The sequence below is a fragment of the Streptomyces sp. JL2001 genome (genome assembly GCF_050917515.1).
Taxonomy (GTDB): Bacteria; Actinomycetota; Actinomycetes; order Streptomycetales; family Streptomycetaceae; genus Streptomyces.
Genome location: NZ_CP169421.1, coordinates 6,612,472 through 6,638,008, shown reverse-complemented (window position 1 = coordinate 6,638,008; position 25,537 = coordinate 6,612,472). Strand labels below are relative to the sequence as shown.

At 73.2% G+C, this 25,537-nt stretch carries 31 protein-coding genes; 15 read left to right on the top strand and 16 right to left on the bottom strand.

All coding sequences use genetic code 11. The features are described from left to right. The first annotated feature begins 125 nt into the window (after positions 1–125). Together ACE1OA_RS29675 and ACE1OA_RS29670 are read left to right on the top strand one after the other, a co-directional pair. Positions 126–998 (top strand): undecaprenyl-diphosphate phosphatase, encoded by an 873-nt coding sequence (locus tag ACE1OA_RS29675; RefSeq protein ID WP_356602525.1) that lies wholly within the window; start codon positions 126–128, stop codon positions 996–998. 327 nt (positions 999–1,325) lie between these two features. Further along, the gene (locus tag ACE1OA_RS29670; protein ID WP_356602527.1) at positions 1,326–1,541 is read left to right on the top strand and encodes a hypothetical protein; all 216 of its coding nucleotides are present in this window, start codon (positions 1,326–1,328) and stop codon (positions 1,539–1,541) included. 117 nt (positions 1,542–1,658) lie between these two features. Here ACE1OA_RS29670 and ACE1OA_RS29665 read toward each other — a convergent pair whose 3' ends face one another. Further along, positions 1,659–2,252 carry a flavin reductase family protein gene (locus tag ACE1OA_RS29665; RefSeq protein WP_356602529.1) on the bottom strand — a complete coding sequence of 198 codons (594 nt, stop codon included), beginning with the start codon at positions 2,250–2,252 and terminating at the stop codon, positions 1,659–1,661. Positions 2,253–2,333: 81 nt separating this feature from the next. Here ACE1OA_RS29665 and ACE1OA_RS29660 point away from each other — a divergent pair, with 81 nt between their 5' ends. Further along, complete coding sequence (locus tag ACE1OA_RS29660) at positions 2,334–2,771, top strand: nuclear transport factor 2 family protein (RefSeq protein ID WP_187282592.1); 438 nt, start codon at positions 2,334–2,336, stop codon at positions 2,769–2,771. Positions 2,772–2,821: 50 nt separating this feature from the next. After that, a complete protein-coding gene (gene lnt / locus ACE1OA_RS29655; RefSeq protein ID WP_432753626.1) occupies positions 2,822–4,513 on the top strand; it encodes an apolipoprotein N-acyltransferase in 1,692 nt (563 codons plus the stop codon). Here the strand turns inward: lnt and ACE1OA_RS29650 are convergent. Next, positions 4,437–5,342: a Gfo/Idh/MocA family protein gene (locus ACE1OA_RS29650; RefSeq protein ID WP_356602533.1), complete on the bottom strand. Its 906-nt coding sequence runs from the start codon at positions 5,340–5,342 to the stop codon at positions 4,437–4,439. The genes lnt and ACE1OA_RS29650 overlap by 77 nt on opposite strands. Positions 5,343–5,353: 11 nt before the next feature. Then, positions 5,354–6,592, bottom strand: a complete 1,239-nt coding sequence (locus tag ACE1OA_RS29645; protein WP_432753625.1) for an FAD-dependent monooxygenase — start codon at positions 6,590–6,592, stop codon at positions 5,354–5,356. An 81-nt stretch (positions 6,593–6,673) separates the two neighbouring features. Between ACE1OA_RS29645 and ACE1OA_RS29640 the strand changes: the two genes are divergently transcribed. The 3 genes from ACE1OA_RS29640 to ACE1OA_RS29630 all read left to right on the top strand — a co-directional run bounded on the left by ACE1OA_RS29640 (position 6,674) and on the right by ACE1OA_RS29630 (position 8,544). Further along, positions 6,674–7,327 carry a TetR/AcrR family transcriptional regulator gene (locus tag ACE1OA_RS29640; RefSeq protein WP_356602537.1) on the top strand — a complete coding sequence of 218 codons (654 nt, stop codon included), beginning with the start codon at positions 6,674–6,676 and terminating at the stop codon, positions 7,325–7,327. A 67-nt stretch (positions 7,328–7,394) separates the two neighbouring features. Then, on the top strand, positions 7,395–7,916 hold the full coding sequence (locus tag ACE1OA_RS29635; RefSeq protein WP_432753624.1) for a DinB family protein: 522 nt from the start codon (positions 7,395–7,397) through the stop codon (positions 7,914–7,916). Positions 7,917–8,085: 169 nt separating this feature from the next. Next, on the top strand, positions 8,086–8,544 hold the full coding sequence (locus tag ACE1OA_RS29630) for a hypothetical protein (RefSeq protein WP_384873961.1): 459 nt from the start codon (positions 8,086–8,088) through the stop codon (positions 8,542–8,544). Positions 8,545–8,593: 49 nt separating this feature from the next. Here the strand turns inward: ACE1OA_RS29630 and ACE1OA_RS29625 are convergent, their stop codons facing one another. From ACE1OA_RS29625 to ACE1OA_RS29595, 7 genes are all read right to left on the bottom strand, one after another. Then, the gene (locus tag ACE1OA_RS29625) at positions 8,594–9,067 is read right to left on the bottom strand and encodes a hypothetical protein (RefSeq protein ID WP_384873959.1); all 474 of its coding nucleotides are present in this window, start codon (positions 9,065–9,067) and stop codon (positions 8,594–8,596) included. A 185-nt stretch (positions 9,068–9,252) separates the two neighbouring features. Continuing rightward, entirely contained in the window at positions 9,253–9,936 is a 684-nt protein-coding gene (gene ung / locus ACE1OA_RS29620) for a uracil-DNA glycosylase (RefSeq protein ID WP_356602545.1), read from the bottom strand. 135 nt (positions 9,937–10,071) lie between these two features. Next, positions 10,072–11,649: an ABC transporter substrate-binding protein gene (locus ACE1OA_RS29615; RefSeq protein WP_356602547.1), complete on the bottom strand. Its 1,578-nt coding sequence runs from the start codon at positions 11,647–11,649 to the stop codon at positions 10,072–10,074. A gap of 148 nt (positions 11,650–11,797) precedes the next feature. Next, a complete protein-coding gene (locus tag ACE1OA_RS29610) occupies positions 11,798–12,565 on the bottom strand; it encodes an SDR family oxidoreductase (protein ID WP_356602549.1) in 768 nt (255 codons plus the stop codon). Positions 12,566–12,590: 25 nt separating this feature from the next. Further along, the gene (gene fabG / locus ACE1OA_RS29605; protein WP_147976992.1) at positions 12,591–13,352 is read right to left on the bottom strand and encodes a 3-oxoacyl-ACP reductase FabG; all 762 of its coding nucleotides are present in this window, start codon (positions 13,350–13,352) and stop codon (positions 12,591–12,593) included. Between the two features lie 254 nt (positions 13,353–13,606). Next, positions 13,607–13,990, bottom strand: a complete 384-nt coding sequence (locus tag ACE1OA_RS29600; RefSeq protein ID WP_356602551.1) for a DUF3037 domain-containing protein — start codon at positions 13,988–13,990, stop codon at positions 13,607–13,609. Further along, on the bottom strand, positions 13,987–14,853 hold the full coding sequence (locus ACE1OA_RS29595) for a HipA family kinase (protein ID WP_356602553.1): 867 nt from the start codon (positions 14,851–14,853) through the stop codon (positions 13,987–13,989). The genes ACE1OA_RS29600 and ACE1OA_RS29595 overlap by 4 nt, the downstream gene beginning before the upstream one ends. 191 nt (positions 14,854–15,044) lie before the next feature. Here ACE1OA_RS29595 and ACE1OA_RS29590 point away from each other — a divergent pair, with 191 nt between their 5' ends. Continuing rightward, positions 15,045–15,485 (top strand): Rieske (2Fe-2S) protein, encoded by a 441-nt coding sequence (locus tag ACE1OA_RS29590; protein WP_356602555.1) that lies wholly within the window; start codon positions 15,045–15,047, stop codon positions 15,483–15,485. Here the strand turns inward: ACE1OA_RS29590 and ACE1OA_RS29585 are convergent. Further along, positions 15,472–16,131 (bottom strand): cysteine hydrolase, encoded by a 660-nt coding sequence (locus ACE1OA_RS29585; protein WP_356602557.1) that lies wholly within the window; start codon positions 16,129–16,131, stop codon positions 15,472–15,474. The two genes, ACE1OA_RS29590 and ACE1OA_RS29585, sit on opposite strands and share 14 nt — an antisense overlap. 112 nt (positions 16,132–16,243) lie before the next feature. Between ACE1OA_RS29585 and ACE1OA_RS29580 the strand changes: the two genes are divergently transcribed. Further along, positions 16,244–16,711 carry a pyridoxamine 5'-phosphate oxidase family protein gene (locus tag ACE1OA_RS29580; protein WP_356602559.1) on the top strand — a complete coding sequence of 156 codons (468 nt, stop codon included), beginning with the start codon at positions 16,244–16,246 and terminating at the stop codon, positions 16,709–16,711. Positions 16,712–16,829: 118 nt separating this feature from the next. On the opposite strand, the gene ACE1OA_RS29575 is transcribed toward ACE1OA_RS29580, so the two are convergent. Continuing rightward, positions 16,830–17,735 (bottom strand): LysR family transcriptional regulator, encoded by a 906-nt coding sequence (locus tag ACE1OA_RS29575; protein ID WP_356779142.1) that lies wholly within the window; start codon positions 17,733–17,735, stop codon positions 16,830–16,832. A gap of 74 nt (positions 17,736–17,809) precedes the next feature. Between ACE1OA_RS29575 and ACE1OA_RS29570 the strand changes: the two genes are divergently transcribed. Further along, positions 17,810–18,877 carry a DMT family transporter gene (locus ACE1OA_RS29570; RefSeq protein ID WP_386545137.1) on the top strand — a complete coding sequence of 356 codons (1,068 nt, stop codon included), beginning with the start codon at positions 17,810–17,812 and terminating at the stop codon, positions 18,875–18,877. A 73-nt stretch (positions 18,878–18,950) separates the two neighbouring features. On the opposite strand, the gene ACE1OA_RS29565 is transcribed toward ACE1OA_RS29570, so the two are convergent. Further along, positions 18,951–20,282 (bottom strand): aminotransferase class I/II-fold pyridoxal phosphate-dependent enzyme, encoded by a 1,332-nt coding sequence (locus ACE1OA_RS29565; protein WP_432753623.1) that lies wholly within the window; start codon positions 20,280–20,282, stop codon positions 18,951–18,953. 35 nt (positions 20,283–20,317) lie between these two features. Here ACE1OA_RS29565 and ACE1OA_RS29560 point away from each other — a divergent pair, with 35 nt between their 5' ends. Both ACE1OA_RS29560 and ACE1OA_RS29555 read left to right on the top strand, forming a co-directional pair. Beyond that, positions 20,318–20,980, top strand: coding sequence for a pyridoxamine 5'-phosphate oxidase family protein (locus ACE1OA_RS29560; protein WP_386544380.1), 663 nt, complete (start codon positions 20,318–20,320; stop codon positions 20,978–20,980). A gap of 10 nt (positions 20,981–20,990) precedes the next feature. Further along, positions 20,991–21,638 (top strand): FMN-binding negative transcriptional regulator, encoded by a 648-nt coding sequence (locus tag ACE1OA_RS29555; RefSeq protein WP_386544377.1) that lies wholly within the window; start codon positions 20,991–20,993, stop codon positions 21,636–21,638. A 57-nt stretch (positions 21,639–21,695) separates the two neighbouring features. Here the strand turns inward: ACE1OA_RS29555 and ACE1OA_RS29550 are convergent, their stop codons facing one another. Next, the gene (locus ACE1OA_RS29550) at positions 21,696–22,676 is read right to left on the bottom strand and encodes an EamA family transporter (RefSeq protein ID WP_356780488.1); all 981 of its coding nucleotides are present in this window, start codon (positions 22,674–22,676) and stop codon (positions 21,696–21,698) included. A 41-nt stretch (positions 22,677–22,717) separates the two neighbouring features. Further along, the gene (locus tag ACE1OA_RS29545; protein WP_432753622.1) at positions 22,718–23,320 is read right to left on the bottom strand and encodes a Clp protease N-terminal domain-containing protein; all 603 of its coding nucleotides are present in this window, start codon (positions 23,318–23,320) and stop codon (positions 22,718–22,720) included. A 196-nt stretch (positions 23,321–23,516) separates the two neighbouring features. Here ACE1OA_RS29545 and ACE1OA_RS29540 point away from each other — a divergent pair, with 196 nt between their 5' ends. Both ACE1OA_RS29540 and ACE1OA_RS29535 read left to right on the top strand, forming a co-directional pair. After that, positions 23,517–23,726 (top strand): hypothetical protein, encoded by a 210-nt coding sequence (locus ACE1OA_RS29540; protein WP_356602573.1) that lies wholly within the window; start codon positions 23,517–23,519, stop codon positions 23,724–23,726. 86 nt (positions 23,727–23,812) lie between these two features. Next, positions 23,813–24,241, top strand: a complete 429-nt coding sequence (locus ACE1OA_RS29535; RefSeq protein ID WP_356602575.1) for a type II toxin-antitoxin system Rv0910 family toxin — start codon at positions 23,813–23,815, stop codon at positions 24,239–24,241. Positions 24,242–24,371: 130 nt separating this feature from the next. Here the strand turns inward: ACE1OA_RS29535 and ACE1OA_RS29530 are convergent, their stop codons facing one another. Next, the gene (locus ACE1OA_RS29530; RefSeq protein ID WP_356602576.1) at positions 24,372–24,983 is read right to left on the bottom strand and encodes a PadR family transcriptional regulator; all 612 of its coding nucleotides are present in this window, start codon (positions 24,981–24,983) and stop codon (positions 24,372–24,374) included. 99 nt (positions 24,984–25,082) lie between these two features. On the opposite strand from ACE1OA_RS29530, the gene ACE1OA_RS29525 reads away from it, so the two are divergent. Further along, a complete protein-coding gene (locus ACE1OA_RS29525; protein WP_384875120.1) occupies positions 25,083–25,472 on the top strand; it encodes a VOC family protein in 390 nt (129 codons plus the stop codon). Positions 25,473–25,537 lie beyond the last annotated feature (65 nt).

Sequence of the window (25,537 nt, the reverse complement as noted above, 5' to 3'; positions counted from 1 at the left end):
CGACCGCTCGAGCGCCTCGGGACGGCCCCGGGGCCTCTCATCGGGATCAGGCCGGATCGGTGAGCGGGGACCGGTGCGTACCGGCCCCACGAGCCCGGCAAGATCCAAAGGAGAGCCCCAGCCCCATGAGTTGGTTCGAATCGTTCATCCTCGGACTCGTCCAGGGGCTGACGGAGTTCCTACCCATCTCCTCCAGCGCGCATCTGCGGCTCACCGCCGCCTTCGCGGGCTGGGAGGACCCGGGCGCCGCCTTCACCGCGATCACCCAGATCGGCACGGAGACCGCCGTCCTGATCTACTTCCGCAAGGACATCGCGCGGATCGTCACGGCCTGGTTCGCCTCGCTGCGCGACAAGTCGATGCGCGGCGACCACGACGCCCAGATGGGCTGGCTCGTCATCGTCGGCTCGATCCCGATCGGCGTCCTGGGCGTCACGTTCAAGGACCAGATCGAGGGCCCGTTCCGTGACCTGCGGCTGATCGCCACCACTCTGATCGTGATGGGCATCGTCCTCGGTGTCGCGGACCGGCTCGCCGCCCGGGACGAGATCGGCGGCCGCCACCGGGCGATCCGCGAGCGCAAGACGCTCAAGGACCTCGGTGTCCGGGACGGCCTGATCTACGGCGCCTGCCAGGCGATGGCGCTGATCCCCGGCGTCTCCCGCTCCGGTGCGACGATCTCCGGCGGCCTGCTGATGGGCTACACCCGCGAGGCGGCGGCCCGGTACTCGTTCCTGCTGGCCATCCCCGCCGTGCTGGCCTCCGGCGTCTTCGAACTCAAGGACGCGGGCGAGGGGCACGTCTCCTGGGGGCCGACGATCTTCGCGACGCTCATCGCCTTCGTCGTGGGCTACGCGGTGATCGCGTGGTTCATGAAGTTCATCACCACCAAGAGCTTCATGCCGTTCGTGATCTACCGGATCCTGCTGGGCATCCTGCTGTTCGTCCTGGTCGGCACGGACGTCCTGAGCCCGCACGCGGGCGAGTCGGCCGGCTGACGCACCTGCGCCCGACGGCACGGCGCCGGGCCGCTGCACGGGCGGGGCGGCCGCCGTGGCCACCGGTGTGTACGGACGGGCCCACCGCCCGTCCGGGCGGTGACCGGAGACCACGCCAGATCGGGACGGGTCGCCGGACTCGGGGGGATGATCCGGCGACTCTTCTCGGTCGTGCCCACCCGGACGGACGTGACGATCCTCGCGTCTCGGCCCGCCGTCCGCGAGCGTGTGCGGCGTGCGGGTCGAGGCGTTCCGTTCACACCCCGTGCGAAGCGGCACCGCCGCGGCCGGCGGGCGGGATCCGGCAGGCCGAAGCACCCTGGAACCATGGCATGGCAAGCACCCGTCGTCGTCCACCGCCCCTCCCCCGGCGGCGGCCGGCGCGTCACCGTCCGCGGGACGATCGTGGGCCTCGCGCACAACGACACCGACCTCGTCGAGTTCCTGCGCCGGGCCGGGCTCGAGGACGCCGACATGATCCTGGACGACCCCCACCTGGTGGAATGGCGGGGAGGACGCCCGCACCGCTGGGAAGCCGCGTAGGGCCCGCGCCCGCGCCCACGGGCCGCACGAGGGCACGCGCGGGGCCCACGATCCCGCCGGACGGGCGGGATCGCGCCGGAAGGGCCGGGGTCGCGCCGCCCTGGTACCGGTACGTCGCTACGCCTGGTACGGCACCCGCGCGAGGTCCCGGATGCCGCCCAGCGTGCCCCACTCGTTCTTGCCGAGACGGGCCAGCGGCCGCATCCGGGTGATCTCGGGGTGGCCGTCGACCATGACCGCCTCGTCGACCGCCGCGTGCACCACCCGGCCGAAGACGACGGTCGAGTCGCCGATCCGCACGGTGCTGTGCAGCTCGCACTCCAGGGCCACCGGAGCGTCCGCCACGCGCGGCGGCCCGACCCGCAGGCTCGGCTCGCGCCGCACGCCGCAGGCGTCGAACTCGCTCACCCCGCGCGGGAAGTCCGTCGCCGTGGCGTTGATCTGCTCGAAGAGCGGCTCCGGGGACAGGTTGACGACGAACGCGCCCGTGTCCTCGATGTTGCGCAGCGAGTCCTTGCGGCCCACCGAGGTGAACTGGACGACCGGCGGCGTCACCGAGGCGATCGTGAAGAAGGAGTGCGGGGCGAGGTTGTCGGTCCCGTCCGCGGCGGTCGTGGAGATCCACGCGATCGGCCGGGGCACCACGGTGGCGGTGAGCAACCGGTAGAAGTCGTTCCGGTCGCTGCGGTCGGGATCGAAGTCGATGCGCATCCCAGAAGTATGACCGGTATCCGCCCCTGACCTTCCCGCGCGGCTCTTGGCCCCGCGCCTCCGCTGGCCGACACTGATCCGATGACGCAGCGCGTGGATCTCGCGACCGTGATGGACCGCTTGGCCATCGACGACGTGGTCACCGGATACGCGGTGGCCGTGGACGATTCCGACTGGACCGGCTACCGGGCGCTGTTCACCCGCGACGGCCGCGCCGACTACCGCGGTTCCGGGGGTGTGGAGGGGCCGGCGGCCGAGGTCGCCGACTGGCTCGAGGAGACGATGCGGCTCTTCCCCGTACGCCAGCACCTCATCGTGAACCGGCGGGTCCGCATCCAGGACCTCGGCGGCTATCCGGGCGACAGCGCGGAGGTCGAGGCCGACTACGTGAACCCGATGCGGTTCGAGTCCGGCGAGGACTTCGTCTGCGGCGGCCGGTACTCGTTCGCCCTGCGCCGGACGGACGCCGGATGGCGGCTCCGCTCGGTGACCGTACGGGAGAAGTGGCGGCGGTCGTAGCAGGTCCCGCGCGCTCCGGTCACACTGGAGGCGACACCGGGAGGCGCGGTATGCGGGTTCCGTTCGGCCGGCGCGGGACGCGGGGCGCGGCAGACGGCGGGCCGGGGCCCGAAGCGGGTTCCGGGGACGACGGGGGCCGCGGCGGGGCCGGGACTCCGGACGCGGCAGGCCGTGCCGCGCGCCGGGCGCGCGCCGCCCGGGCCGCCGGTGCGGTCGGGGCCGGCGCCCTGCCCGCCCTCGCGTTCCCCGCCCCCGGTCTGTGGTGGTTCGCCTACGTCGCGCTCGTGCCGTGGATGCTGTTGCTGCGCACCGCCCCGACCGCGCGCCGGGCCGCGCTGGAGGGCTGGCTGGGCGGGCTGGGGTTCATGCTGGCCATGCACCACTGGCTGCTGCCGAGCCTGCACGTCTTCCTCTTCGTCCTGGCCGCGCTGCTCGGGCTGCTGTGGCTGCCCTGGGGGTGGCTGGTCCGCGTGATGCTCGGGTACGAGCCGTCCGCGGTCCGGGCCGCCGCCGCGCTCGTCGTGGTCCCCGCCGGCTGGCTGGTGATCGAACTCGCCCGCTCCTGGGAGGGTCTGGGCGGCCCCTGGGGTCTCCTCGGCGCGAGCCAGTGGCAGGTGGAGCCGGCCCTCCGGCTCGCCTCGGTCGGCGGTGTCTGGCTGGTGAGCCTGCTGGTGGTGGCCGTCAACACCGCCGCGGCGCTGCTGGTGTCGACGGCCGCCGTGCGGCTCACCATGGTGGTGGCGCTCGTGGTGTGCGCGCTCACGACGGGTCTGCTGTGGTGGGGCGTGGGTCCGCCGTCCGAGCGGGGCACGGTCCGGGTGGCCGTCGTCCAGCCGGGCCTGTTCGACGGCTCCGGCGGGGCGGAACGCCGTTTCGCCCGGGGCGAGGAGCTCACCCGCACGCTGGTGGGCCGGGACGTCGATCTGGTGGTGTGGGGGGAGAGCAGCGTCGGGGCCGACCTGACCACCCGCCCCGAGCTGGCCGCCCGGCTGACTGCGCTCTCGCGGGCGGTGGACGCCCCGATCCTGGTGAACGTGGACGCGCGCCGCGCCGACCGGCCCGGCATCTTCAAGAGCAGCGTGCTGATCGACGCCGAGGGGCCGACCGGGGACCGGTACGACAAGATGCGGCTGGTGCCGTTCGGCGAGTACGTCCCGGCCCGTGCGGTGCTGGGCTGGGCGACCTCGGTCGGCAAGGCGGCGGGCGAGGACCGGCGCCGGGGCACCGAGGCGGTGGTGATGAACCTGCCGGCCGAGGACGGCCGTCCGGGGCTGCGGATCGGTCCGCTGGTCTGCTTCGAGTCGGCCTTTCCCGACATGAGCCGGCGGCTGGCCCGGAGCGGCGCCGAGCTGCTGGTCACGCAGTCGGCGACCTCGACCTTCCAGCACAGCTGGGCGCCCGCTCAGCACGCCTCGCTGGCGGCGCTGCGCGCGGCGGAGACGGGCCGCCCGGTGGTGCACGCGACGCTGACCGGCGTCAGTGCCGTGTACGGCCCGGACGGCGCCCGCGTCGGCGCGCCGCTGGGCACCGACCGGAGCGCCGCCGCCGTCCACGAGGTCCCGCTCGCGCGGGGCTCCACCGTCTACGTCCGCTTCGGCGACTGGCCCCTGTACGGCGCGCTGGCCGTGCTGGCGGTGGCCGGTGCCGTCGAGGGCGCGGGCTCGCTCAGGAGGCCTGGATCAGAGCCTCGCGGACGACGCGCTCGCACAGCTCGTGGGTCAGCAACGCGTCGCGCGCGCTGAGGACTTCGCCCGCCCGGACGGCGTCGAGGAAGGCGAGCACGGCCTGTTCGATGCCGCGCTGGCGTGCGACGGGCACCCAGTCACCGCGTCGGCGGACGGTCGGCTGGCCCTTGTGGTCCACGATGTCGGCGAGGTTCAGGACCTGGCGCTTGGTGTCCTGGCCCGAGACCTCCAGGATCTCCTCGGTGGAGCCGTTCATCCGGTTCATCATGCCGATGGCGGTGAAGCCGTCGCCGGAGAGCTGGAGCACGACGTGGTGCATCAGGCCGTGGCGGACGCGGGCCCGTACGTCCACGTGCTCCACCACACCCGGCAGCAGGAAGCGCAGGGTGTCGACGACGTGGATGAAGTCGTCCAGGACGAAGGTCCGCGGGTCCTCGGGCAGCCCGACGCGGTTCTTCTGCAGCAGGATCAACTCGCGCGGGTGGTCGGCGCACTGGGCGTAGCCGGGCGCGAGGCGGCGGTTGAAGCCGACCGCCAGACCGACGCCGCGCTCCTCGGCGAGCTCCACCAGTCGCACGGAGTCGTCGTAGTCGTACGCGAGCGGCTTGTCGACGTAGGTCGGCACCCCGGCCCGCAGGAGGCGGGTGGTGATCTCGGCGTGCGCGGCGGTCGGGGCGTGGACGAACGCGGCGTCGAGGCCCGCCTCCAGCAACGAGTCGAGGTCGGTGTGCCGGCGGGCGGCCGGGACGTGGTGGACGGCGGCGACCCGCTCCAGGGTGGCCGGCGTCCGGGTCTGGAGGTGCAGCTCGACTCCGGGAAGGGCGGCCAGGACCGGCAGATATGCCTTCTGCGCGATGTCGCCGAGTCCGATGCAGCCGACCTTCACGGGGGTTCTCCCTAGCTGTGGGTGGTACGCCGTCGCGCGGCGGCGGTGCGCCGTTCGCGCCGGTCAGCATACGCGGGCAGGTCGGCGGCGGCCGGTGGCCGCCAGTCGGCGATCCCGTCGAAGCCGCGCAGGACGAGTCCGGGCCCGAAGCGGGAGACGGCGACGACGAGGGCGTTGCGCAGGGCGACGGCGGGACGGGCGGCGAGCAGGGCGAGCCGGCCGGTCCGGGCGGCCTGGCGCACCATCGCGGTGGTGCGCGGCAGCCGGTCGGCGGTGTACGCCGCCAGTGCCTCGCCGGGCGGGAGTCCGCGGCCGGCGTGGTGGGCGAGCACGACGGCGTCCTCGATCGCCTGGTTGCCGCCCTGGCCGAGGGTGGGCTGCATGGCGTGGGCGGCGTCGCCGAGCAGTGCCACCCGGCCGCGGTGGAAGGCGGGCAGCGGTTCGGGCATGTGGTGGACGTCGTGGCGCAGGACGTCCTCGGGCGCGACCGTCGCGAGGATCTCGGGGACGGGGTGGTGCCAGTCGCCGAAGAGCCGCAGGAGTTCGGCCCTCTCGTCGTCGGGTGCGTGCGCGCCCGCCGGTGCGGCGGCCATGGCGTAGGCGTAGATCCGGCCGTCCTTGAGCGGTTGGGTTCCCCAGAGGCGGCCGGGACCCCAGGTCTCGTGCGGGAGGAAGGGCCGTTCAGGCGCGGGGACGACGACGCGCCAGGTGGTGAATCCGGAGTATCGCGGCCCCGGGTACTCCGGGAAGAGGGCACGGCGGACGCCCGAGTGGATGCCGTCGGCACCGAGGACCAGGTCGGCTTCGAGGTCGCCGTCGGACGTACGGACGACGGCGGGGCGGTCGTCGCCGCCGTGGTCGGCCAGGGAGGCGGTGACGCCGGTGCGCACGGTTCCCTCGGGGAGGCCGGCGGCCAGGAGGTCGACGAGGGTGGCGCGGTGCAGGAGCACCAGCGGGCCGCCGAAGCGTGCGGCGGCGACCTGGGCGCTGGTCCGGGCGAGCCAACGGCCGTCGGGGGCGCGCATGCCGCCGTCGCCCTGCCAGGCGGAGAGCGCGCGGACGCGGTCGCCGAGCCCGAGGACGTCGAGGGCGCGCTGGGCGTTGGGGGCGAGGCCGATGCCGGCCCCGACGGGGGTGAGGGCGGCGGCGCGTTCGAGGACGGTGACCTGCCAGCCCCGCTGGTGCAGGGCCACGGCGGCGGTGAGTCCGCCGATGCCCGCGCCGATGACGACGGCCCGTTGCCGGTGCATGATTTCTCCCTCGCTACTACACCTGTAGTGACGCCTTGACCGTACTACAGGTGTAGTAGGGGCGGTAGTAGGTTGTCCTTCATGACCGCACGCACCCCCGCGCATCCCGGCTCCCCGGGCGGCGCCCCCACCGCTCCCCCGGCTCCGGCGGACCCGGCCGCCTCGCGTGCCGAGCGGATCGGCGACGCCGCCCTCGACCTGCTCGTCGAGCGGGGCATGCGCGGACTGACCCATCGCGCCGTGGACGAGCGGGCGGGACTCCCGCAGGGCTCGACCTCCAACCACGCCCGCACCCGCCAGGCCCTGCTGGAGACGGCCGTGCGACGCCAGGTCGAACGGGAGGCGACCGTCCTGACGCCGGACGAGATGCCGGCCCGGGACGGCGGCGGAGAAGCCCTGCTGGACGCCCTCTCCCTGGCCCTGCACCGCTACCTCACCGACCACCGGGCGCTGCTCGTCTCCCGCTACGAGCTGGCCCTGGAGGCCACGCGCCGCCCCGAGCTGCGCAGCTTCTTCGACACCGCGGGCGCCGCCTTCCACGGACCGGTGATCGCGCTGATGACGGAGGCCGGCTCGACCGCTCCCGAGCGCCACGCGCTGTCCCTGATCGCCTGGTGCGAGGGGCTGATGTTCTCCTGTGCCGCGGGCTCGTTCCACTCCGCCGTGCCGAGCCGCGCGGAACTGCGCACCGGCTTCGAGGAGTTGCTCCGCGGCATGCTGGACGGCGGGGAGTGACGCGGGAGTCCGCCCGGTCCGGTCGCACCCTGGCGCGGCGCCTCCCGCATCGGGGACGATGCCCGGCATGACCTCTGCCGAACACGACACCCGGACCTTCCCGCCGACCACCGCCGGTGAGCGGGAGATGCTGGAGGCATGGCTCGACTTCCATCGCGGCACGCTCGCGATGAAGTGTGCGGGTCTCGACGACTCCCAGTTGCGCACGGCCTCCGCGCCGCCCTCGGACCTCAGCCTGCTCGGCCTGGTCCGGCACATGGCCGAGGTGGAGCGCGGCTGGTTCCGCCACGTCATGGCCGGTGAGGAGCGGCGACGGATCTTCGGCACCCGCGAGGACCCGGAGCGCGCCCTCCACGTCACCGCGACGGACACCTGGGAGGAGGCCCGCACCGCCTGGCAGGGCGAGATCGCCCGGGCCCGCGAGATCTCGGCCGGCCTGGCCCTGGACGACCTGGGCGCGGGCGGCCACCGCAGCGGGGAGACCTTCAACCTGCGCTGGATCTACACCCACATGATCGAGGAGTACGCCCGCCACAACGGCCACGCCGATCTGCTGCGCGAGCGGATCGACGGAGCGACGGGCGACTGAGCGACGGGCGGCCGGTGGACGGGCGACGGGGTCGGGCGGCCGGTGGACGGGCGACGGGGTCGGGCGGCCGGTGGAGCCCGGGTCACCCTCGCCGCCGCCGTCACCCGTGCGAGGCATTCCCGGCGGGTAGGGGTGTGAAGATCACCGCCGGGGCAGCAGAGTGGCGCGGGTGCACGGAACGAGAACCACAGTGAAGATCCTGGTCGGCGTGGCGGTCGCCGCCCTCTCCGGCTGCGTGTCGGTCGAGGCGGGCCCGGTGGCCCCCGCACCGCCCGGGGACGTCGGCCGCCCCACTCGGGACGCGGCGCCGCAGATCGTCGAGGGGCCGGCCCGCGAGGCCCTCGAAGCGGCCCTTCCCGCTCCCCCGCCCGACCGGCCGGCGCCCAGCGCCCCACCGGAGGGGCGGGAACAGCGACGGAACGCCGGCGGCCCGGCCGCGCACCCCGGCAGGGGACACGCGTCGGCGGTGCCCGAGCAGCACGGGCGCCGCGACCGCACCGCCGTGGATCACCCGTTGCCGAAGCCGCCCCGCCACCGGGGCGACGTCTGCGACCTGGGCGAGCGGTACGGCGGCTGGCGGCCCGACAGCGACCAGGCGAAGATCTGCCGGGGGACGTACCGGCGCTGAGGAGCCCGCGTGGGGTCGACCGGCCGCACGCGACGCGGCTCCGGGCCCGTCACAGGGAGCGGAGGCGTACCTCCAGACGCTCGATCCCGGCGCGGACCCCGTCGCCGTACTCGTCGTCGTCCAGGGTGTGCGAGGCGGCGCGTGCCCGGTCCAGGTGGTCACGGGCCGCGTCGGGGCGCCGCACCTTCAGGTAGTCGGCGGCCAGGTTGAGGTGGAGCGAGGGGTGGAGGGCCCGCAGGGCGACCGCGGCGTCGTCCCGGGCGAGCCCCTCGCCGCCCGGGCCCTCGGCCGCGAGCAGCGCCCGCAGGTCCCAGGCCAGCTCCGCGTCCGGGTCGTCCTGGGCGTCCGCCAGGTAGTGGGCGAGCGTGCAGCGGTGCAGCGGGTCGCCGTCCGGGCCCAACTGGTCCCACAGCTCGCCGAGGCGGTTCCGCGCCTCTTCCCGGTCCCCGCCGTGGAGCAGCATCGTCGCCTGTCCGATCCTGGTCAGGACGCCGTCGTCCGACATCTGCTGCTGCTCGGTCACTGCGGCCTCCACCTGCTGTCCGTCGGGTCGCACCGACGCTAGCCGCAGCCGCCGCCGATGCGGCACAGGCTCGGGCGGCACCGCCGGGCCTGTCAGCCGGGCGGGCTCAGCCGGGCGGCCGCGGGCCGGACCGCCGGACGGCTGGGACGCCCGGCGGTGGAAGCCGGCCCGGCGGCGGCAGGGCGTCAGCCCAGGTTCGGGATGCGCCAGTCGATCGGCTCGTGGCCCTGCGCCGCGACGGCCTCGTCGATCTGGGTGAAGGGGCGGGAGCCGAAGAACTTCTTCGCCGACAGCGGCGAGGGATGGGCGCCCTTCACCACGACGTGACGCTCCTGGTCGATCAGCGGGAGCTTCTTCTGGGCGTACGCCCCCCACAGCACGAAGACGGCGGGGTCGGGCCGGGACGCCACGGCGGAGATCACCGCGTCGGTGAACTTCTCCCAGCCCTGGCCCTTGTGCGAGTTGGCCTCGCCGGCGCGGACCGTGAGGACCGCGTTGAGCAGCAGGACGCCCTGCTCGGCCCACGGCATGAGGTAGCCGTTGTCCGGGATCGGGTGGCCGAGCTCGGCCTGCATCTCCTTGTAGATGTTCCGCAGGGACGGCGGGGTCTTCACGCCGGGCCGCACGGAGAAGCAGAGGCCGTGGCCCTGTCCCTCGCCGTGGTACGGGTCCTGCCCGAGGACCAGGACCTTCACCTTGTCGTACGGGGTCGCCGCGAGCGCCGCGAACACCTCGTCGCGCGGCGGGTAGACCGGTCCGCCGGCCCGCTCCTTCTCGACGAACTCGGTGAGCTGCCTGAAGTACGGCTTCTCCAGCTCTTCGCCGAGGACGCCGCTCCAGGACTCGGGCAGCATGTCGGTGTCGGTCACGTCAACAACCTCCGGTAGGACAGCACTTCTACGAGAGAAGAACCTACCGGGGGCCACTGACAACGCCCTCTTCCGGGCGTCCCGGCGGACGGCCGGCCCGGGTCGGGCCGGCCCTCCGTGCTTCCGGGCGTTCTCCTACCAGCTGGTCCTGCGGCTCAGCTCCCACAGCTGCATGACCGTCTGCGGGTCGAGGGCGCGCTCGGCGCCGCCGACGTCCTCGCTGGCCGCGATGTAGAGCTTGCCCTGCCACAGCGGCAGCAGCCGGACGTCCTGGGCCATGATCTCCTCGGCCGACTCGAACTCGTCCATGACCGCGCCGCGGTTGCTCTCGCGCCGGGACTTCGGCAGCAGCTCCTGCGTGATCCGCGGGCTCTCGTACGGCGTCTGGAGCACGTTGTTCTTGCCGACGAACGGAGCGATGAAGTTGTCCGGGTCCGGGAAGTCGGGAGACCAGCCTCGGCCGAACACCGGGTACTTGCCGGTCTTGAAGCCCGCCTGGAGTTCCTTCCAGGGCTTGCCCCGCAAGGCGACCTTGAAGAGACCGGACTCCTCCAGCTGCCGCTTGAGCTCGGCGAACTCCAGGGCCGTGCCGGAGCCGTACCGGTCGGTGGTGAACCAGAAGGTCAGCTGGACGGGCTCGGTGATCCCGGCACCCCGCAGGATGGCGCGGGCCTTGTCGACGCTCGGCTCGCCGAAGCGGTCGAGGAACTCGGTGGTGTGACCGACGATGCCCTTGGGGATCATCGAGTACAGCGGCTCGGCCGTGCCCTGGTAGACCTTGGAGACGAGCGCGTTGCGGTCGACGACCTGGGCGATGGCCTTGCGGACGGGGGCCTTGGCGACGGCCGCGTCCTTCGTGTTGAAGACGAGGTAGCGGATGTCCGAGCCGGGGGACTCGACGAGCTGCAGCCCCTTGTTCTCCGGCTTGTCGTCCTGGAGGGCGATGACCTCCTCCGAGGTCAGACCTCGGTAGGTGGCGTCGATCTCCTTCTTCTTCAGCGCGCCGACCATCGCCTCGGACTCCTTGAAGTACCGGATGGTCACGCCGCCGTTCTTGCGTTCGGCGAATCCCTTGTAGCTGGGGTTCTTCGTCAGCTCGGCCTTGCTGCCGTCCTCGTACTCGTCGAGGACGTACGGGCCGGAGCCGACCAGCTTGCCGTCCTCGCGGATCTTGTCGGCGGAGTACTCGGCCGGGTCGACCAGCGACATGGCGGGCGTGGCGAGGACGAAGGGGAAGGTCGCGTCCGGCTTGTTCAGCTTGAAGACGACGGTGCGGTCGTCGACGGTCTCGATCTCCTCCAGCGAACCGAGCAGGCCGTTGGGGCCGCCCTCGAAGTCGATCGTCCGGATGCGCTCGATGGAGTACTGGACCGCCTTGGCGTCCAGATTGTGTCCGTTGGAGAACTTCAGCCCCTCATGGAGGGTGCATTCGTAGACCTGGCTGGACGTGTCCTTGAATTTGCAGTCGGCGGCGTCGGGCTGTGGCGTCGTACTACCCGTCGGGAAGCTCACCAGCGTCTGGAAGACATTCCGGAAAAGCTCCCAGGAATTATCCCACGCGGCGGCTGGATCGAGGGTGGTGGGAGAACTCGTCGTACCGATGACGATTCTCTGTTCCCCGGCGGGTTCATCGCCCGAAATCAGGCTGCATCCGGACACCAGGGATATGGACGCAAGGGCTGCAGCGGCCTGCAGACTGGTCCGGTTGAACACGTGCACGCTCCTCGTTCAGCCATGGGTCGGCCGACCATACCGCAGCGCCCCGCCAGGTCAATGTTTGACCCGGGCGGGGCACTTGAGGCATTCAACGAACAACCGGGGCCAATCCGGTCAGGAATTCAGGAAAGTGTCCGGTTATCGGTCACTCGACACCGGCGTTGAGGAAAATCCCTCCGTCGACCACCAGAGTCTGGCCGGTGATCCAGTCCGACTGGTCGGACGTGAGGAAGGCGGCGGCGCCGCCGATGTCCTCCGGCACGCCGAGGCGGCCGAGCGGGTAGGCGGCCGCCGCCTCCGCCTCGCGGCCCTCGTAGAGCGCCTCGGCGAACTTGGTCTTCACGACGCCCGGGGCGATCGCGTTGACCCGGACGACGGGAGCGAACTCGTGCGCCAGCTGGAGGGTGAGATTGACCATCGCCGCCTTGCTCATCCCGTACGCGCCGATGAAGGGCGAAGGGGCGAGCCCGGCGATCGAGGCGATGTTCACGATCGCGCCGCCGTGGTTCTTCTGCCAGGCGTGCCAGGTCTGCTGCGCGAATCCGAGGGCCGAGATCACATTGGTCTCGTAGACCTTGCGGGCGACGCCGAGGTCGAGATCGGCGATCGGCCCGAAGACCGGGTTCGTGCCGGCGTTGTTGACCAGGAAGTCGACCCGGCCGAAGGCCTCCATCGTCGCCGCGACCGCGGCGGCCTGGTGGGCCTCGTCGTGGGCCTTGCCGGGCACCGCGATCACCCGGTCGGCACCCAGGCGCTCGACGGCCTCCTTCAGCGCCTCCTCGCCCCGCCCGGTGATGCAGACGCGGTCACCGCGGGCGACCAGCGCCTCGGCGACGCCGTAGCCGATGCCCCGGCTGGCGCCGGTGACCAGTGCGACCTTGCCGGACGGCTCCGGAAGCTCCTTGCTGCTCATGCTCGTCTCCTTTTCCGCTCGGGCGTCAGTTGAGCGGGCCGCCGGCCACGTACATGACCTGGCCGGAGACGAAGCCGGCGTCGTCGCCCGTGAAGAAGGCGATGGCGTTCGCGATGTCCTCGGGGTAGCCCACGCGCTGCACCGGGATCATGGAGGCGGCGGCCGCCTGGAACTCCTCGAAGCCCATGCCGACGCGCTCGGCGGTCTGCGCGGTCATCTCGGTGACGATGAAGCCGGGGGCGACGGCGTTGGCGGTGACGCCGAACTTGCCGAGCTCCTTGGCGAGGGTCTTGGTCAGGCCCTGCAGGCCGGCCTTGACCGCGGAGTAGTTGGCCTGGCCGCGGTTGCCGAGCGCCGAGGAGGACGACAGCGAGACGATCCGGCCGAAGCCCGCGTCCACCATGTGCTTCTGGCACGCCTTGGCCATCAGGAACGCACCCTTGAGGTGGACGTTCATGACGATGTCCCAGTCGGACTCGCTCATCTTGAAGAGCAGGTTGTCGCGGAGCACACCCGCGTTGTTGACGAGGATCGTCGGGGCGCCGAGCTCGGCGGCGACGCGCGCGACGGCCGCCTCCACCTGGGCGCTGTCGGAGACGTCGCAGCCGACGGCGAGGGCGGTGCCGCCCGCCGCCGTGATCTTCTCGACGGTGTCCTTGCAGGCCGCCTCGTCGAGGTCGAGTACGGCGACGGCGCGGCCCTCCGCGGCCAACCGCACCGCGGTCGCGGCGCCAATACCGCGCGCCCCGCCGGTCACGACGGCCACGCGCTGCTCGGTGGTGGACATGCTGGTTCTCCTCGCCCTTGGATCATGACTGGATGCGGCCGGCCCGGTACGTCCCGCACATGAGCGACCGCTTAGTACCTTCAGTAGACGAGACGCTAGAAGCCCTGGCACCCGGTGTCAACGGCCCACCGGGTGCACCCGATCACCTTCCGCCGCGCGCCGGGGCGCGGCAGGGCCGGACCCGGGGCGCGTCCTGCCGGTCCGGCCCGAGCGGCACGACGCCTCCTCGGGGGCCGCACCCCCTCCGCGGGCGGTCAGCGCACCAGCAGATCGAGCAGTCGCTCGACCTCGCCCGCGGGATCCTCGGTCAGGCCGGTGTGCACCGGTCCGGGCTGGACGACCGTCGAGCGGGGGGCGATCAGCCAGCGGAAGCGCCGTCCCGCGTCGTCGCGGGCCGCCTGCCCCGCGTCGTCGCCACCCCGGCAGACCCCCTCGACCGCGTGCAGCGCGGCCCGGACGCCGACCACGTCCGCGCCCGCGTCGAGCGCCTGCAGCTTGGTCTCGTCCAGATGGGTACGGGCGGCCACGAAGGACCGGGCACGGCAGTAGACCACCACGCCCGCGTTGATGAACTCGCCGCGCTCGACGCGCGGCACCACGCGCAGCAGCGCGTACTCGAAGACATCGCGCTTGCTCACTGTCCGTCGCCCTCGCTCGTGCCGGTGCGGTCCTTCTTGGTGGGGTGCGGCCAGTCGGTGAGATGGTCGGTCAGCCAGCCGGGGGCCTGCGAGGCCCGGCGCTCCGCACGCGGGCCGAGGGTGATCCGCTCGTGGATCGTGGCGGCACGCGGGAGCAGCGCCTCCACATAGGCGCGCCGCAGCGCGTCGGTGGTGTCGAAACCTGGCTCGTCGACCAGCCACTCGTCGGGCACGTCGGCGGCGACCTCGGTGAGCAGCTCCTCGGTGACCAGCGGAGCGAGTTCGGCCGCGGCGGCGGCGACGTCCGGCCCGAAGGGCGCGAGGGCGTGGTCCGAGGCGTCGTACGGCTTGGCCGCGGACGCCTGGGCGCCCGGCCAGTTGTGGTGCCAGATCATGGTGGCGCCGTGGTCGATCAGCCACAGGTCGCCGTGCCAGACCAGCATGTTGGGGTTGCGCCACGAACGGTCGACGTTGTTGATCACCGCGTCGAACCAGACGACCTTGCCCGCCTCCCGGGGGTCCACCTCGTAGGCCAGCGGGTCGAAGCCGAGGGAGCCGGGCAGGTAGTCCATCCCCAGGTTGAGGCCACCGCTCGCCTTGAGCAGCTCCTGCACCTCCTGGTCCGGTTCGGACAGCCCGATGACCGGGTCGAGCTGGATGGAGACCAGTTCGGGTACGCGCAGACCGAGGCGGCGGGCGAGCTGCCCGCAGATGACCTCGGCGACCAGGGTCTTGCGCCCCTGCCCGGCGCCGGTGAACTTCATGACGTACGTACCGAGATCGTCGGCCTCGACGATGCCGGGGAGCGAGCCGCCCTCACGCAGGGGCGTGACATAGCGGGTCGCCGTCACTTCTGTAAGCATTTCCCCAGGTTATCGGGAGAGGTCGCCTCTTGATCGGAGAGTGCGCGGACCGCCGGGCGGCCCGGCGCGTCCGGCCGGCACCGGGCGGACGCCGGTTTCTTTCGGGGGGCATGAACGTTCCCGCTCCCGTCCGCGTACCTTCTGCTGACACAGTGATCAGGTCGATGCGGACGGAACACAAGGGGAACGGTATGAGCGCAGTGGCACGCCGGACAGTCGTCTCGGCGGCGGGGGGCATGGGCGTGGTGGCGGTGCTCACCGCCTGCGGCGGTGGCACGGACGACAAGGCGGGCGGCTCGGGCGGGACGACGGGCGCGGCGGACGGCGGAGCGGGCGGCGCGGGGGGCGGCCCGATCGCGAAGACCGCGGACATCCCGGTGGGCGGCGGCAAGGTGTTCGCCGACCAGGGCGTGGTGATCACCCAGCCGACGGCGGGTGAGTTCAAGGCCTTCTCCTCGAAGTGCACCCATCAGGGCTGCGCCGTCAGCGGCGTGAGCGACGGGGTCATCAGCTGCCCCTGTCACCAGAGCCTCTTCGACGCCTCGGACGGCAGCGTCAAGGGCGGCCCCGCCCCCAGCCCGCTGCCGCCGGCGCCGATCAAGGTCGAAGGGGACTCGATCACGCACGGGTGACGCGACGCGGGCTCTTCCAGCAGCGCAGCACCTCCTCGGTGGTGGTGACGGTGGAGACGAGCGCGAGCGTGTGACGGATCATCGCGGGGGTGTAGTCGGCCGGCACCCCCGCGATGGCGTCCCCGGGGACGACCACGGTGTAGCCGAGGTTGACCGCGTCGAACACGGCGTTGGGGATGGCGACGTTGGCCGAGACCCCGGTGACGACGAGGGTCCGGCAGCCGAGGTTGCGCAGCAGCGGGTCGACGTCGGTGCCGGCGAGGGGCGAGAGCCCGTGCAGCCGGCGGACGACGAGGTCCTGGTCGGCGACCTCGATGGGTTCGGCGATCCGGACGGCCGTGCTGCCGCTGTGCTGCTGCACGGGCAGGCGGGCCGCGGCCCGGAACAGCCGGGCGTTGCCGTTGGACCCGCGCCCGTCCGGCCGCCGTTCGGCGACGGCGTGCATCACCTGCACGTCGGCCTCGTGCGCGGCCCCGACCAACCGGGCCACTCGGCTCAGGGCGCCCGACGCCCGGGCCGCGGCGGCGAGTTCGGGCAGTGCGCCGGCCCGGCCGACGACCCCTTCCTGGCATTCGACGGTGAGCAGTACCGTGGTGGCGGGGTCGAGTTGCTCCTGGAGCCGTTCCCACTGGGCGTTGCCGGTCATGGTCCTCCCCTTATGCGCACTCCGGGCGGGCGAGGGTAGCCACCCTTGCCTGCGGAGGGAAGAGGCTCCATGATTTCTGACACTCCATCAGAACTCTACGAGGGGCGGGACGATGGCCGTCGCACAGCGTCGCGGACGCAGGATCATGATGACCCCGGCCGAGCTCGACACCTTCCTCACCGAACAGCGGACCTGCCGGGTCGCGACCGTCTCCGCGGACGGACGCCCGCACGTCGGCGCGCTCTGGTACGCCTGGGACGGGACCTCGCTGTGGCTGTACTCGATCACCCGCAGCCGGCGCTGGGCCGACCTGCGGGCCGATCCGCGGATCGCCGTGGTCGTGGACGACGGTGAGGACTACGGCGAGCTGCGCGGCGCCGAGCTGTCGGGCACCGCGGTCTTCGTCGGGGAGGCCCCGCGGACGGGTGAGCCGTGTGCCGAACTCGACGTGCCGGAAAGGCTCTTCGCGGCCAAGAACTTCGGCCTGGACACGATGCCGCACGACGGCCGGCACGCCTGGCTGAAGCTGACGCCGGACGCGGTCGCCTCGTGGGACTTCCGCAAACTGGCCGGGCTCTGAGGGTCCGCCGGCCCGGCACGGGTGAGCGGACCGGACGGGCGGCACCGTCCGGTCCGGCTCGGCCGGGGACGGACGCCTTCCGACGGAACCCGCGTCCGGAAGCGTACGGAGCCCGCCGTCAGCTGTTCAGCGGCGTCCCGGCCGCCCGCAGCGCCTCGACGGCGGCACGGATGGACGGGCGCCGGCCGGCGTCGGCGCGCCAGGTCGCGTAGATGTGCCGCTTCATCTTCTGCCGCACCGGCACGAACGCGATGCCCTCCGGGGCCGGGCCGCGGCCGAGCCGTGGGGTGACGCAGACGCCGAACCCGGCGGCGATCAGGGCCAGCTGGGTGTGGTGCTCCCCGGCGAGGTGGGCGATCCGCGGTTCGATGCCCTGCGAGCGCAGGGTGAACATCAGCCAGTCGTGACAGAACTCCCCCTCCGGCCAGGACACCCAGTCGTCGTCGCCGAAGTCCTCCAGGTCCACCACCTCGCGGCCCGCCAGCGGATGCCCCGCCGGCATCGCGACGTCCGCGGCGTCGTCGAGGAGGTGGACGCGCTCCAGGCCGCCGGGCACCGGTGCCCGCTTGTTGCTCCAGTCCAGGACGATCGCGAGGTCGGCGTCGCCCCGCAGCACCTCCCTGATGCCCCGCTCGGGCTCCAGCTCGGAGGTCCTCACGCGCAGCTCGGGGTGGGCGACGCGCAGGGCCCCGAGCGCCCGGGGGAAGAGGCCGCGCGCGGCCGTCGGGAAGGCCGCGATCCGGACCTCGCCCACCACCTGTCCGCGCTGCGCCTCGATGTCCGCCTGGGCGAGCTCCACCTGCGAGAGGATCCGTGCCGCGTGCTCCGCGAGAAGCAGGCCGGCGTCGGTGAGGCGCACGCCCCGGCCGTTCTTGGCGAGCAGTTGCTGGCCGATCTCCCGCTCCAGCTTCGACAGCTGCTGCGAGACGGCGGAGGTGGTCACGTGCAGCCCGTCGGCCGCGCCGCTCACCGAGCCGTGCCGCGCGACGGCGTCCAGGGTGCGCAGGCGCTCCAGATTCAACATGTAAGCGATACTACGGCGACACCTCCAGGAATTCTCGCTTGTTCTAAGAGATCCGAGGCGTCACCCTGAGGAGCATGAGCTCCGCCACCCCGCCCCGGCCCCTCCCCCGCACCGCACGCGCGGCCCGCCTCCCGCGCATGCTGAACTGGCGTGTCCGCTTCGGCGTCCTGGCCCTGATCTGGGGCTTCAGCTTCCTCTTCATCAAGGTCGGCACCGAGGGCTTCGCGCCCTTCCAGGTCACCTTCGGCCGGCTCCTCTTCGGCACGGTCGTGCTGGCCGTCGCCATCGCCGTTAAGCGCGAACGCCTGCCGCGCGGCGCCCGCACCTGGGGCCATCTCGCGGTCGCCGCGTTCCTGCTCAACGCGTTGCCGTTCTCCCTCTTCGCCTACGCGGAGCTGACGATCCCCTCGACGCTCGCGGGCATCTGCAACGCCACGACCCCGCTGTGGGGGATGGTCCTGTCGATGGTCGCCCTCTCCGAGGACCGCCCGACCCGGGTCCGGGCGGCGGGCCTGGGCATCGGTTTCGTCGGCGTGCTGACCGTCCTCGGCGCCTGGCAGGGCTTCTCCGGCCTCGACGTCACGGGCACGTCGCTGGCCCTGCTCGCCTCCGCCAGCTACGCGGTGGGTTGGATCTACGTCCGCCGGACCCTGGCCGGCACCGGCGTCTCCCACCTGTCCCTCGCCGGCTCCCAGGTGGCGCTCGGCACCCTGCAGCTGGCCGTGGTGACCCCGCTGTTCACCTCGCTGCCGACCTCCGTCGAGCTGCTGCCCCTGCTGGCCGTGATCGCCCTCGGGGCGCTGGGCACGGGGTACGCGATGCTCCTCCAGTACGGCGTGGTCGACGAGGTGGGGCCCACCACGGCGGCGATGGTCACGTACTTCATCCCGGTCATCGCCACGGCGGCGGGCGTCGCCCTGCTGGACGAGCGGCTCACCTGGAACACCCCGGTCGGCGCGGTGATCGTGCTGGCGGGCGCGGCCCTCACCCAGACCCGGACCTCCGGCCGGAAGCGGGGCCGAACGGCCGGCGCGCCGGAGGCGGTGCCCGCGGCCGCCGCACCCCCGATCGCCGCCGCTCCCCCGGCCGCCCGGGAGCCCGTACTCGCCGCCTGCGCGGCGAGCGAGACACCGGCGAGGTGACCGTCGCCGCGGGTGGATCCGCGGACGGGCCGCGGCGTGCGGCGGCGGGCGTTCCCCCGCCGCCGCACGCCGCTCAGCCGTAACTGCGCGCGGGCGCCGGGCCCGCCGCGGCGGCGACCGCCTCGGCCAGCCGGTCGATCTCGGCCGGTGCCAGCCCGGAGACGGTGAGCCGGACCGCCGGTGAGGCGTCCATCCGGAACCGGGCCCCCGGGGCCGCCGCCCAGCCGGCGGCGAGCAGGCGCGTGACCGCCCCGGTCTCGTCGGAGACCGGCACCCAGACGTTCATGCCGCTGCGCCCGTGCGCCTCGATCCCGCGTCGCTCCAGGGCTCGCACGAGTCCGTCGCGCCGCTCCCCGTAGGCGCGGGCCACGGCCGGTGTGTCCACCGCTCCCGTGGTCCACAGGTGCACGACGGCCCGCTGGAGCAGCCGGCTGACCCAGCCCGGCCCGAGCCGCTGCCTCCCGAGGACCCGGTCGACGGTCAGCGGATCGCCGGTGAAGGCGGCGATGCGCAGGTCGGGACCGTACGCCTTGGCGACCGACCGCACCATCGCCCAGTGGCGCGTCGCCCCCGCCAGCGGATGCAGCGGGAGACCGACGAACCCGTGCCCGTGGTCGTCCTCGACGAGCAGGACGTCCGGGTGGTCGCCGAGCACCCGGCGCAGCGCGGTCGCGCGGTCCGCGCCGATGGCCGCGCCGGTCGGGTTCTGCGCGCGGTCGGTCACGATCAAGGCCCGCGCGCCCTCCCGCAGCGCCCGGGCGACCGCCTCCGGCCGCGGCCCGTCGTCGTCGACCGCGACGGGGACGGGCCGCAGGCCGAGCGCCGGTACGAGGTCGAGCAGGCTCCCCCAGCCCGGATCCTCCACCGCGAGCGCGTCCCCGGGCCTGAGGTGGACGGCGAGCACCCGCTCGATCGCGTCGAGGGAGCCGGAGGCGACGCCGACGGGCCCGTCAGGGACGCCGTCGGCGTCCAGCGCGGCACGAGCGAGCCGGGCGAAGTCCGCGTCCACGGCGGCCTCCCCGTACATCCCGGGCCGTTCGGACTCCCGCCGCGCCGCCGCGGCGAGCGCCTCGCCCAGGGGTGGCAGCAGGGCCGCGTCGGGATTGCCCTGGCTCACGTCCCGCACCCCGGCCGGGGCCTCCACCCGGATCGACCCGCGCGTCGTGGTGGCCGGCTTGGCCCGCACCCGGCTGCCGCGCCGCCCGTCCGTCTCGATGACGCCCCGCTCGCGCAGGGTCCGGTACGCGGCCGCGACGGTGTTCGGGTTCACCCCGAGCGTGACCGCCAACTCCCGCATGGGCGGCAGCAGTCCGCCCGGCTCCAGCGCGCCCGTGCCGACCCCGCGCTCCACACTCGCGGCGATCTCCGATGCGCGGCGCCCCTCGATCCGATACTCTCCTAGCACAAACCAGATTATGCACTAGTGCAATGGAGGGCGCAATGACGGATTCCTACGAGCCGACCGAGCGGACCGTGCCCACCCGGTCCCGCGACCGCGCCTCCTACGACCGGGCGCTCGTGCACGCGATACTCGACGAGTCCTACGTCTGCCACCTCGGCTTCGTGCGCGACGGCGCCCCCGTGGTCCTGCCGACCCTCTACGGGCGGATCGGCGACCGCCTCTACGTGCACGGCTCCACCGGATCGCGGCCGCTGCGCATGGCGGGCCGCGGCACCGAGGCACCGGGACTGCCGGTCTGCCTGACCGTGACGCATGTCGACGGCCTGGTCCTGGCCCGGTCCGCCTTCCACCACTCGATCAACTACCGCTCGGTCGTGGTCCACGGCACGGCTCACCAGGTCACCGACCCCGAGGAGCTGCGGATCGCGCTCGACGCACTGGTGGACCACGTCGTCCCGGGCCGCTCCCGCGACTCCCGCCCGGCCAACGCCAGGGAGCTCGCGGCGACCGCCGTCCTGCGGCTCGACCTCGACGAGGTCTCCGCCAAGCTCCGCACGGGCGGCCCGAACGACGAACCCGAGGACCTGGCGCTGCCGCACTGGACCGGGGTGGTCCCCGTCGCCAGGACGTACGGCACGCCGATCCCGGCCGACGACCTCGCCCCGGCCGTCGCCCTGCCCGACTACCTCCCCGCCGGCTGAGGGTGACGCCGTGCTCATCCACCCCTGGGACGCCGTACAGGACTCCGACACGTGGCGGGACTGGCTGGCCCGCCACGACTTCGGGCAGCTCGCCGTCAACGGCCTGCCCGGCGAGCCGCCATGGGTCCAGCCGATGCACTTCCGGTACGACGCCGAGCCCGGCCCGTACGGCCGGGTGCTCGCCCACCTCGCCCGCCCGAACCCCCTGTGGACGGCCCTGGAGGCCGACCCGACCGTGCTGCTGAGCGTGGTCGACGACTACGTGTTCGTCCCCGGCCCCTGGGCGGCACCCGAGGGCGCCCCGGCCGCGCACGGGACGCCGACCTCGTTCTACGCCGCCGTCCAGCTGCGCTGCACGGCGCAGGTGGTCGACGACCCGGCCGAGAAGGCGGAGCTGCTGAACCGGCAGGTCGCCCACTTCCAGCCCGAGGGCGGCACGGCACCGGTCGCGCCGGACGAGGGGCCCTTCCGGCGGCTCCTGCCGGGCCTGCGGGTGCTGCGCCTGGACGTCACCGATGTGCGGGCGAAGTTCAAGTACGCCCACCACAAGGCGGTGCCGGTCCAGGACCGGATCGCCGAGGGCCTCGCGGCGCGCCGGGGCCCGGGCGACGAGGCCGCCCGGGCCCACCAGCTGGGCCGCCGTCCCCCCACGGGCTGAGGGCCCGCCGGGGGCCCGGTGCGCCGGACGACGGCGGCCGGGACCCGGCGGGGGAAGCTACGTCCGCTCGGCGGACGTGAGGGCGTCCCGCGGGACGGGGTCCGAGCCGGCCACCGGCCCGGGCATCGGCGCCTTGGGCGTCGAGGACTGGGCGATGAACGCGCCGACCAGGACGATCGCCCCGCCGATGATCTGCGGGGCCGCCAGGTGCTCGCCGAGCAGCACCCAGGCCAGGACGGTCGCGACGACCGCCTCCAGGCAGGCGACGACACCGGCGACCGCGGGCGAGAGCCGGCGCACCGAGACGACCCCGGTGACGTAGGCGAGGACGGTCGCGACGAGCACGATCCACGCCAGCAGCAGCCAGGCGGGCAGGTGTCCGCCGTTCATGTCGGCGCTGCCGCCGAGGACCGACCAGTCCATGCCCCACGGGCGGGCCACGACGGTGAGCACGACGGCGCCGACGAGCAGCCCGTACGCGATGACGCCCATGGGATCGGCGGCGTCGGACTCGTCGCCGCCGTGGTCGGAGAGGACGAAGTAGCCGACCTGGCAGCAGGCCGCGGCCAGCGCGAGGACCAGGCCGAGCAGGTCGAAGCCGAGGCCCGACCAGATCTGCACGACGCAGGCGAGTCCGCCGACGGCGAGGACGACGCCGAGGGCGGCGGCGCGGGTGACCGGACGGCGCTGGACGAAGCGCACCCAGCCGAGGACGAGGGCCGGGGCGAGGTACTCGATGAGCAGGGCGACCCCGACCGGGATCCGGGAGATCGCGGCGAAGTAGCAGGCCTGGACGCCCGCGACGGCGAGCAGGCCGAAGCCGGCGAGCAGCGCCGGCTTGCGGCGCACGAGGTCGCGGTGGCGCCATGCCACCGGCAGCATGAGAAGGGCGGCGCCGGCCACCCTGAGCCACACCACATGGAGCGGGTCGAGTCCCGCCTCGATGAGCGGCTTCGCCGCCACACCTGAACCACCGAATGCGAAGGCCGAGGCCAGGGCGAGTCCCAGGCCGGCGCTTCTCCCCTGAGACGCGTGCATCAGGCCATCATGACAGGACGGCGTCAGGTGCGTAACCCCCGTTACACCTGTTGAGACGGCTCCCCGATCCGGGCCGCCAGCGCGGTCGCGTCGACGCCCGCCCGGCGGAGCACCTCGACCGCCCGGCAGTCGGCGTCGGCGGCGATCGCGGCGAGCAGGTCGAGACCGCGGGGGCGCGCCTCCCCACGTCGCACGGCCCGCTCCCGGGCGGCGCCGAGCGCCGCCACGGCGGCGGGCGACCAGCCGGACAGGGCGGCGGCGGGCCGGCCGGGCAGGACGACCTCGGCCCCCGGCCCGGACTCGGCACCGGCCTCTTCGACGGTGCCCTGCCAGCGCAGGCCGTACCCGATGGACCGCTGGACGAGGTAGCCGAGCACCCGGGCGAGCCGGCCACCTCCCTCGAAGGCGGTGCCGACGTCGGGGTCGGACTCGATGAGGGAGTGCAGCAGGTGGGCGGTGTCGATCTGCCGGTCGCCGTCGCGCAGCGCCCTGCGACGGGCGCCCATGACCACGGTCGCGAGCGTCGGGGTCAGCCTGGCCTCGATCTCCGCACGCCGGGCCGCGACGTACCGGGCAGCGGGCTGCGCCGCCGCGGGCTGCCAGGTCGTGGGCTGCCGGGGCACGTGAGGGACGGGACTTTGCACCCTCCCACCTCATCAGGTCACGGCGGCCACGGCGTCACCGGTGAGAAGCATGTCCGCATCCCACCGGAGTCGGGCACGGGTGCGCGGTTCCTCCTCCCTGGGGATGAGATCGCGCGGATCCGGCCCCGGGGGCGCGCGCCGCCTTGCGCCGCGCCCCGTACGCAACCACGGGCCCCTCCCGTCTCGCCTTCCCGGCATGTTCTGGATGGTCGCCCTCCTCGCTCTCGACGGGCGGCAGTACGTCTACCGCGTGTACGCGCCACGGACAGCGCTGCCGGCCGACCTCTTCTGGGCCGCTTTCCACTGCCACGACGAGGGCCGGGGCCCGCGGGCCTCGGACTGTTTCGACGCGGCGCGGATCTGGTGGACCGGGGACGGCAAAGACCTGACGGTTCATCAGTATTGAATGTTCGAGGCCGTGCGGCTACGTTCCGTCGACACCGAAGGCCCATGAGGACACGCGGACGCGTGAACGTGTGAAGGGGTGGTCGTATGGCCGAAGTCAGCGCGGAGGCACGGATCGAGGCACCGGCCGACAAGGTCTGGGCGCAGCTGACCGACTTCGCCTCGTACGGGGAGTGGAACGCCACCCACACCAGCTTCCCGAACGGCGGCCCGGCCACCCTCGAGACCGGCGCCACCTTCGCGGAGAACATGAAGCTGATGGGCTTCCCGGCCGAGGTGACCTGGACCGTGGAGGAGCTGGAGTCCGTCCGCGTCCTGGCCATCAGGGGCAAGGGCCCGATGGGGGTCAACGTCGGTACGCGCTACTCGCTCGCGCCGGACGGGGAGGCCACCACCCTGCGGATCGACGGGGAGTTCACCGGCGCCGCGGTCTCGCTGATGGCGACCAAGCTCAAGGACTCGGCGACGGCGGCGCTGAACGAGTCGCTGCGCAAGTTCGCCGGCCTGGTGACCTGACGGCACCGTCCCCGACCGCCGGCCCACACCGCGGCCACCGCGGGCCGGCACGCAGGGGCGCACGGCACGAGGACGACACGACGACGGGCCCCGCGGCGGATCGCCGCGGGGCCCGTCCGGCCGTACCCGCTCAGCCCTCGTCGGCCAGGATCAGGTACAGCTTCTTGCGTGCTTCGTTGATCACCTCGACGGCCTTCTGCCGCTGATCGGCGCTGCCGGTCTTCCAGACCTGCCCGAACGCCTCCATCAGACCGAAGCCGGCCTGCCGGATCTCGTTCACGGCCTCCCAGTCGACACCGCGCCCGGCCTCCTCCCAGGGGGCCTCCGGGCCGGACTCGGCCTCGGAGCGGCCGGTGTCGGTGAGCGTGAACAGCTTCTTGCCACCCTCGCTCTCACTGACGATCAACCCCTCGTCCTCGAGGAGCTGGAGCGTCGGGTAGACGGAGCCGGGGCTGGGCTTCCAGGCCCCGCCGCTGCGCTCCCCGATCTCCTGGATCATCTCGTAGCCGTGCATCGGGCGGTCCTTGAGCAGCGCCAGGATCGAGGCGCGCACGTCGCCGCGCCGCGCCCGCCCCCGGCCACCGCCGCCGTGACCTCGGCCGCCGGGGAACGGTCCGCCCCGGAAGGGCCCGCCACCGAATCCCGGCCCGAAGGGGCCGAAGGCGGCGCGCCGCCCTTCGAAGTCACCGCGAGGGCCGGGTCCGCAGTAGCCATGTCCGTGTTCGTGTCCATGTGAACGCATCGCAACGCTCCTTCCATCGGGTATGCATCGTTGATCTGTCGCGATGCGTCAACGATATATCGGAACTGTTCGTTTGCCAAGGGTTGAGAGGATCAGGGCATGGCGGACTCACCAGTGCAGATCAACGCCCTCATCGTCGATGCCACCGACCCTGAGCGGCTCGCCGCGTTCTGGTCCGAGTTGCTCGGCAGGCCGGTGGTGGGCCGCATGGGTCCCTACGTGTGGCTGCGGCGCGAGAAGGGCCTCGGCCTGGGCTTCCAGCGGAGCGGCGAGCCCAGGTCGGGCAAGAACCGTCTGCACTTCGACATCAGCTCACCGGACCCGGTCGCCGAGCAGCAGCGTGTCGAGGCACTCGGCGGGCGCCGGCTGGAGGAGTACGCCGACGGCGGGTTCCTGGTGATGGCCGACCCCGAGGGCAACGAATTCTGCGTCATCCCCGACGGTCCCTTCGAACTCGACGACGAGGGGCGCGCGGACTACCTCGCCTGACCGGCGCTCCCACCCGCGTGCGAGAGCCGTCGGCTCCAGGCGGTCACCGCGTCGGCGGTCGCCGC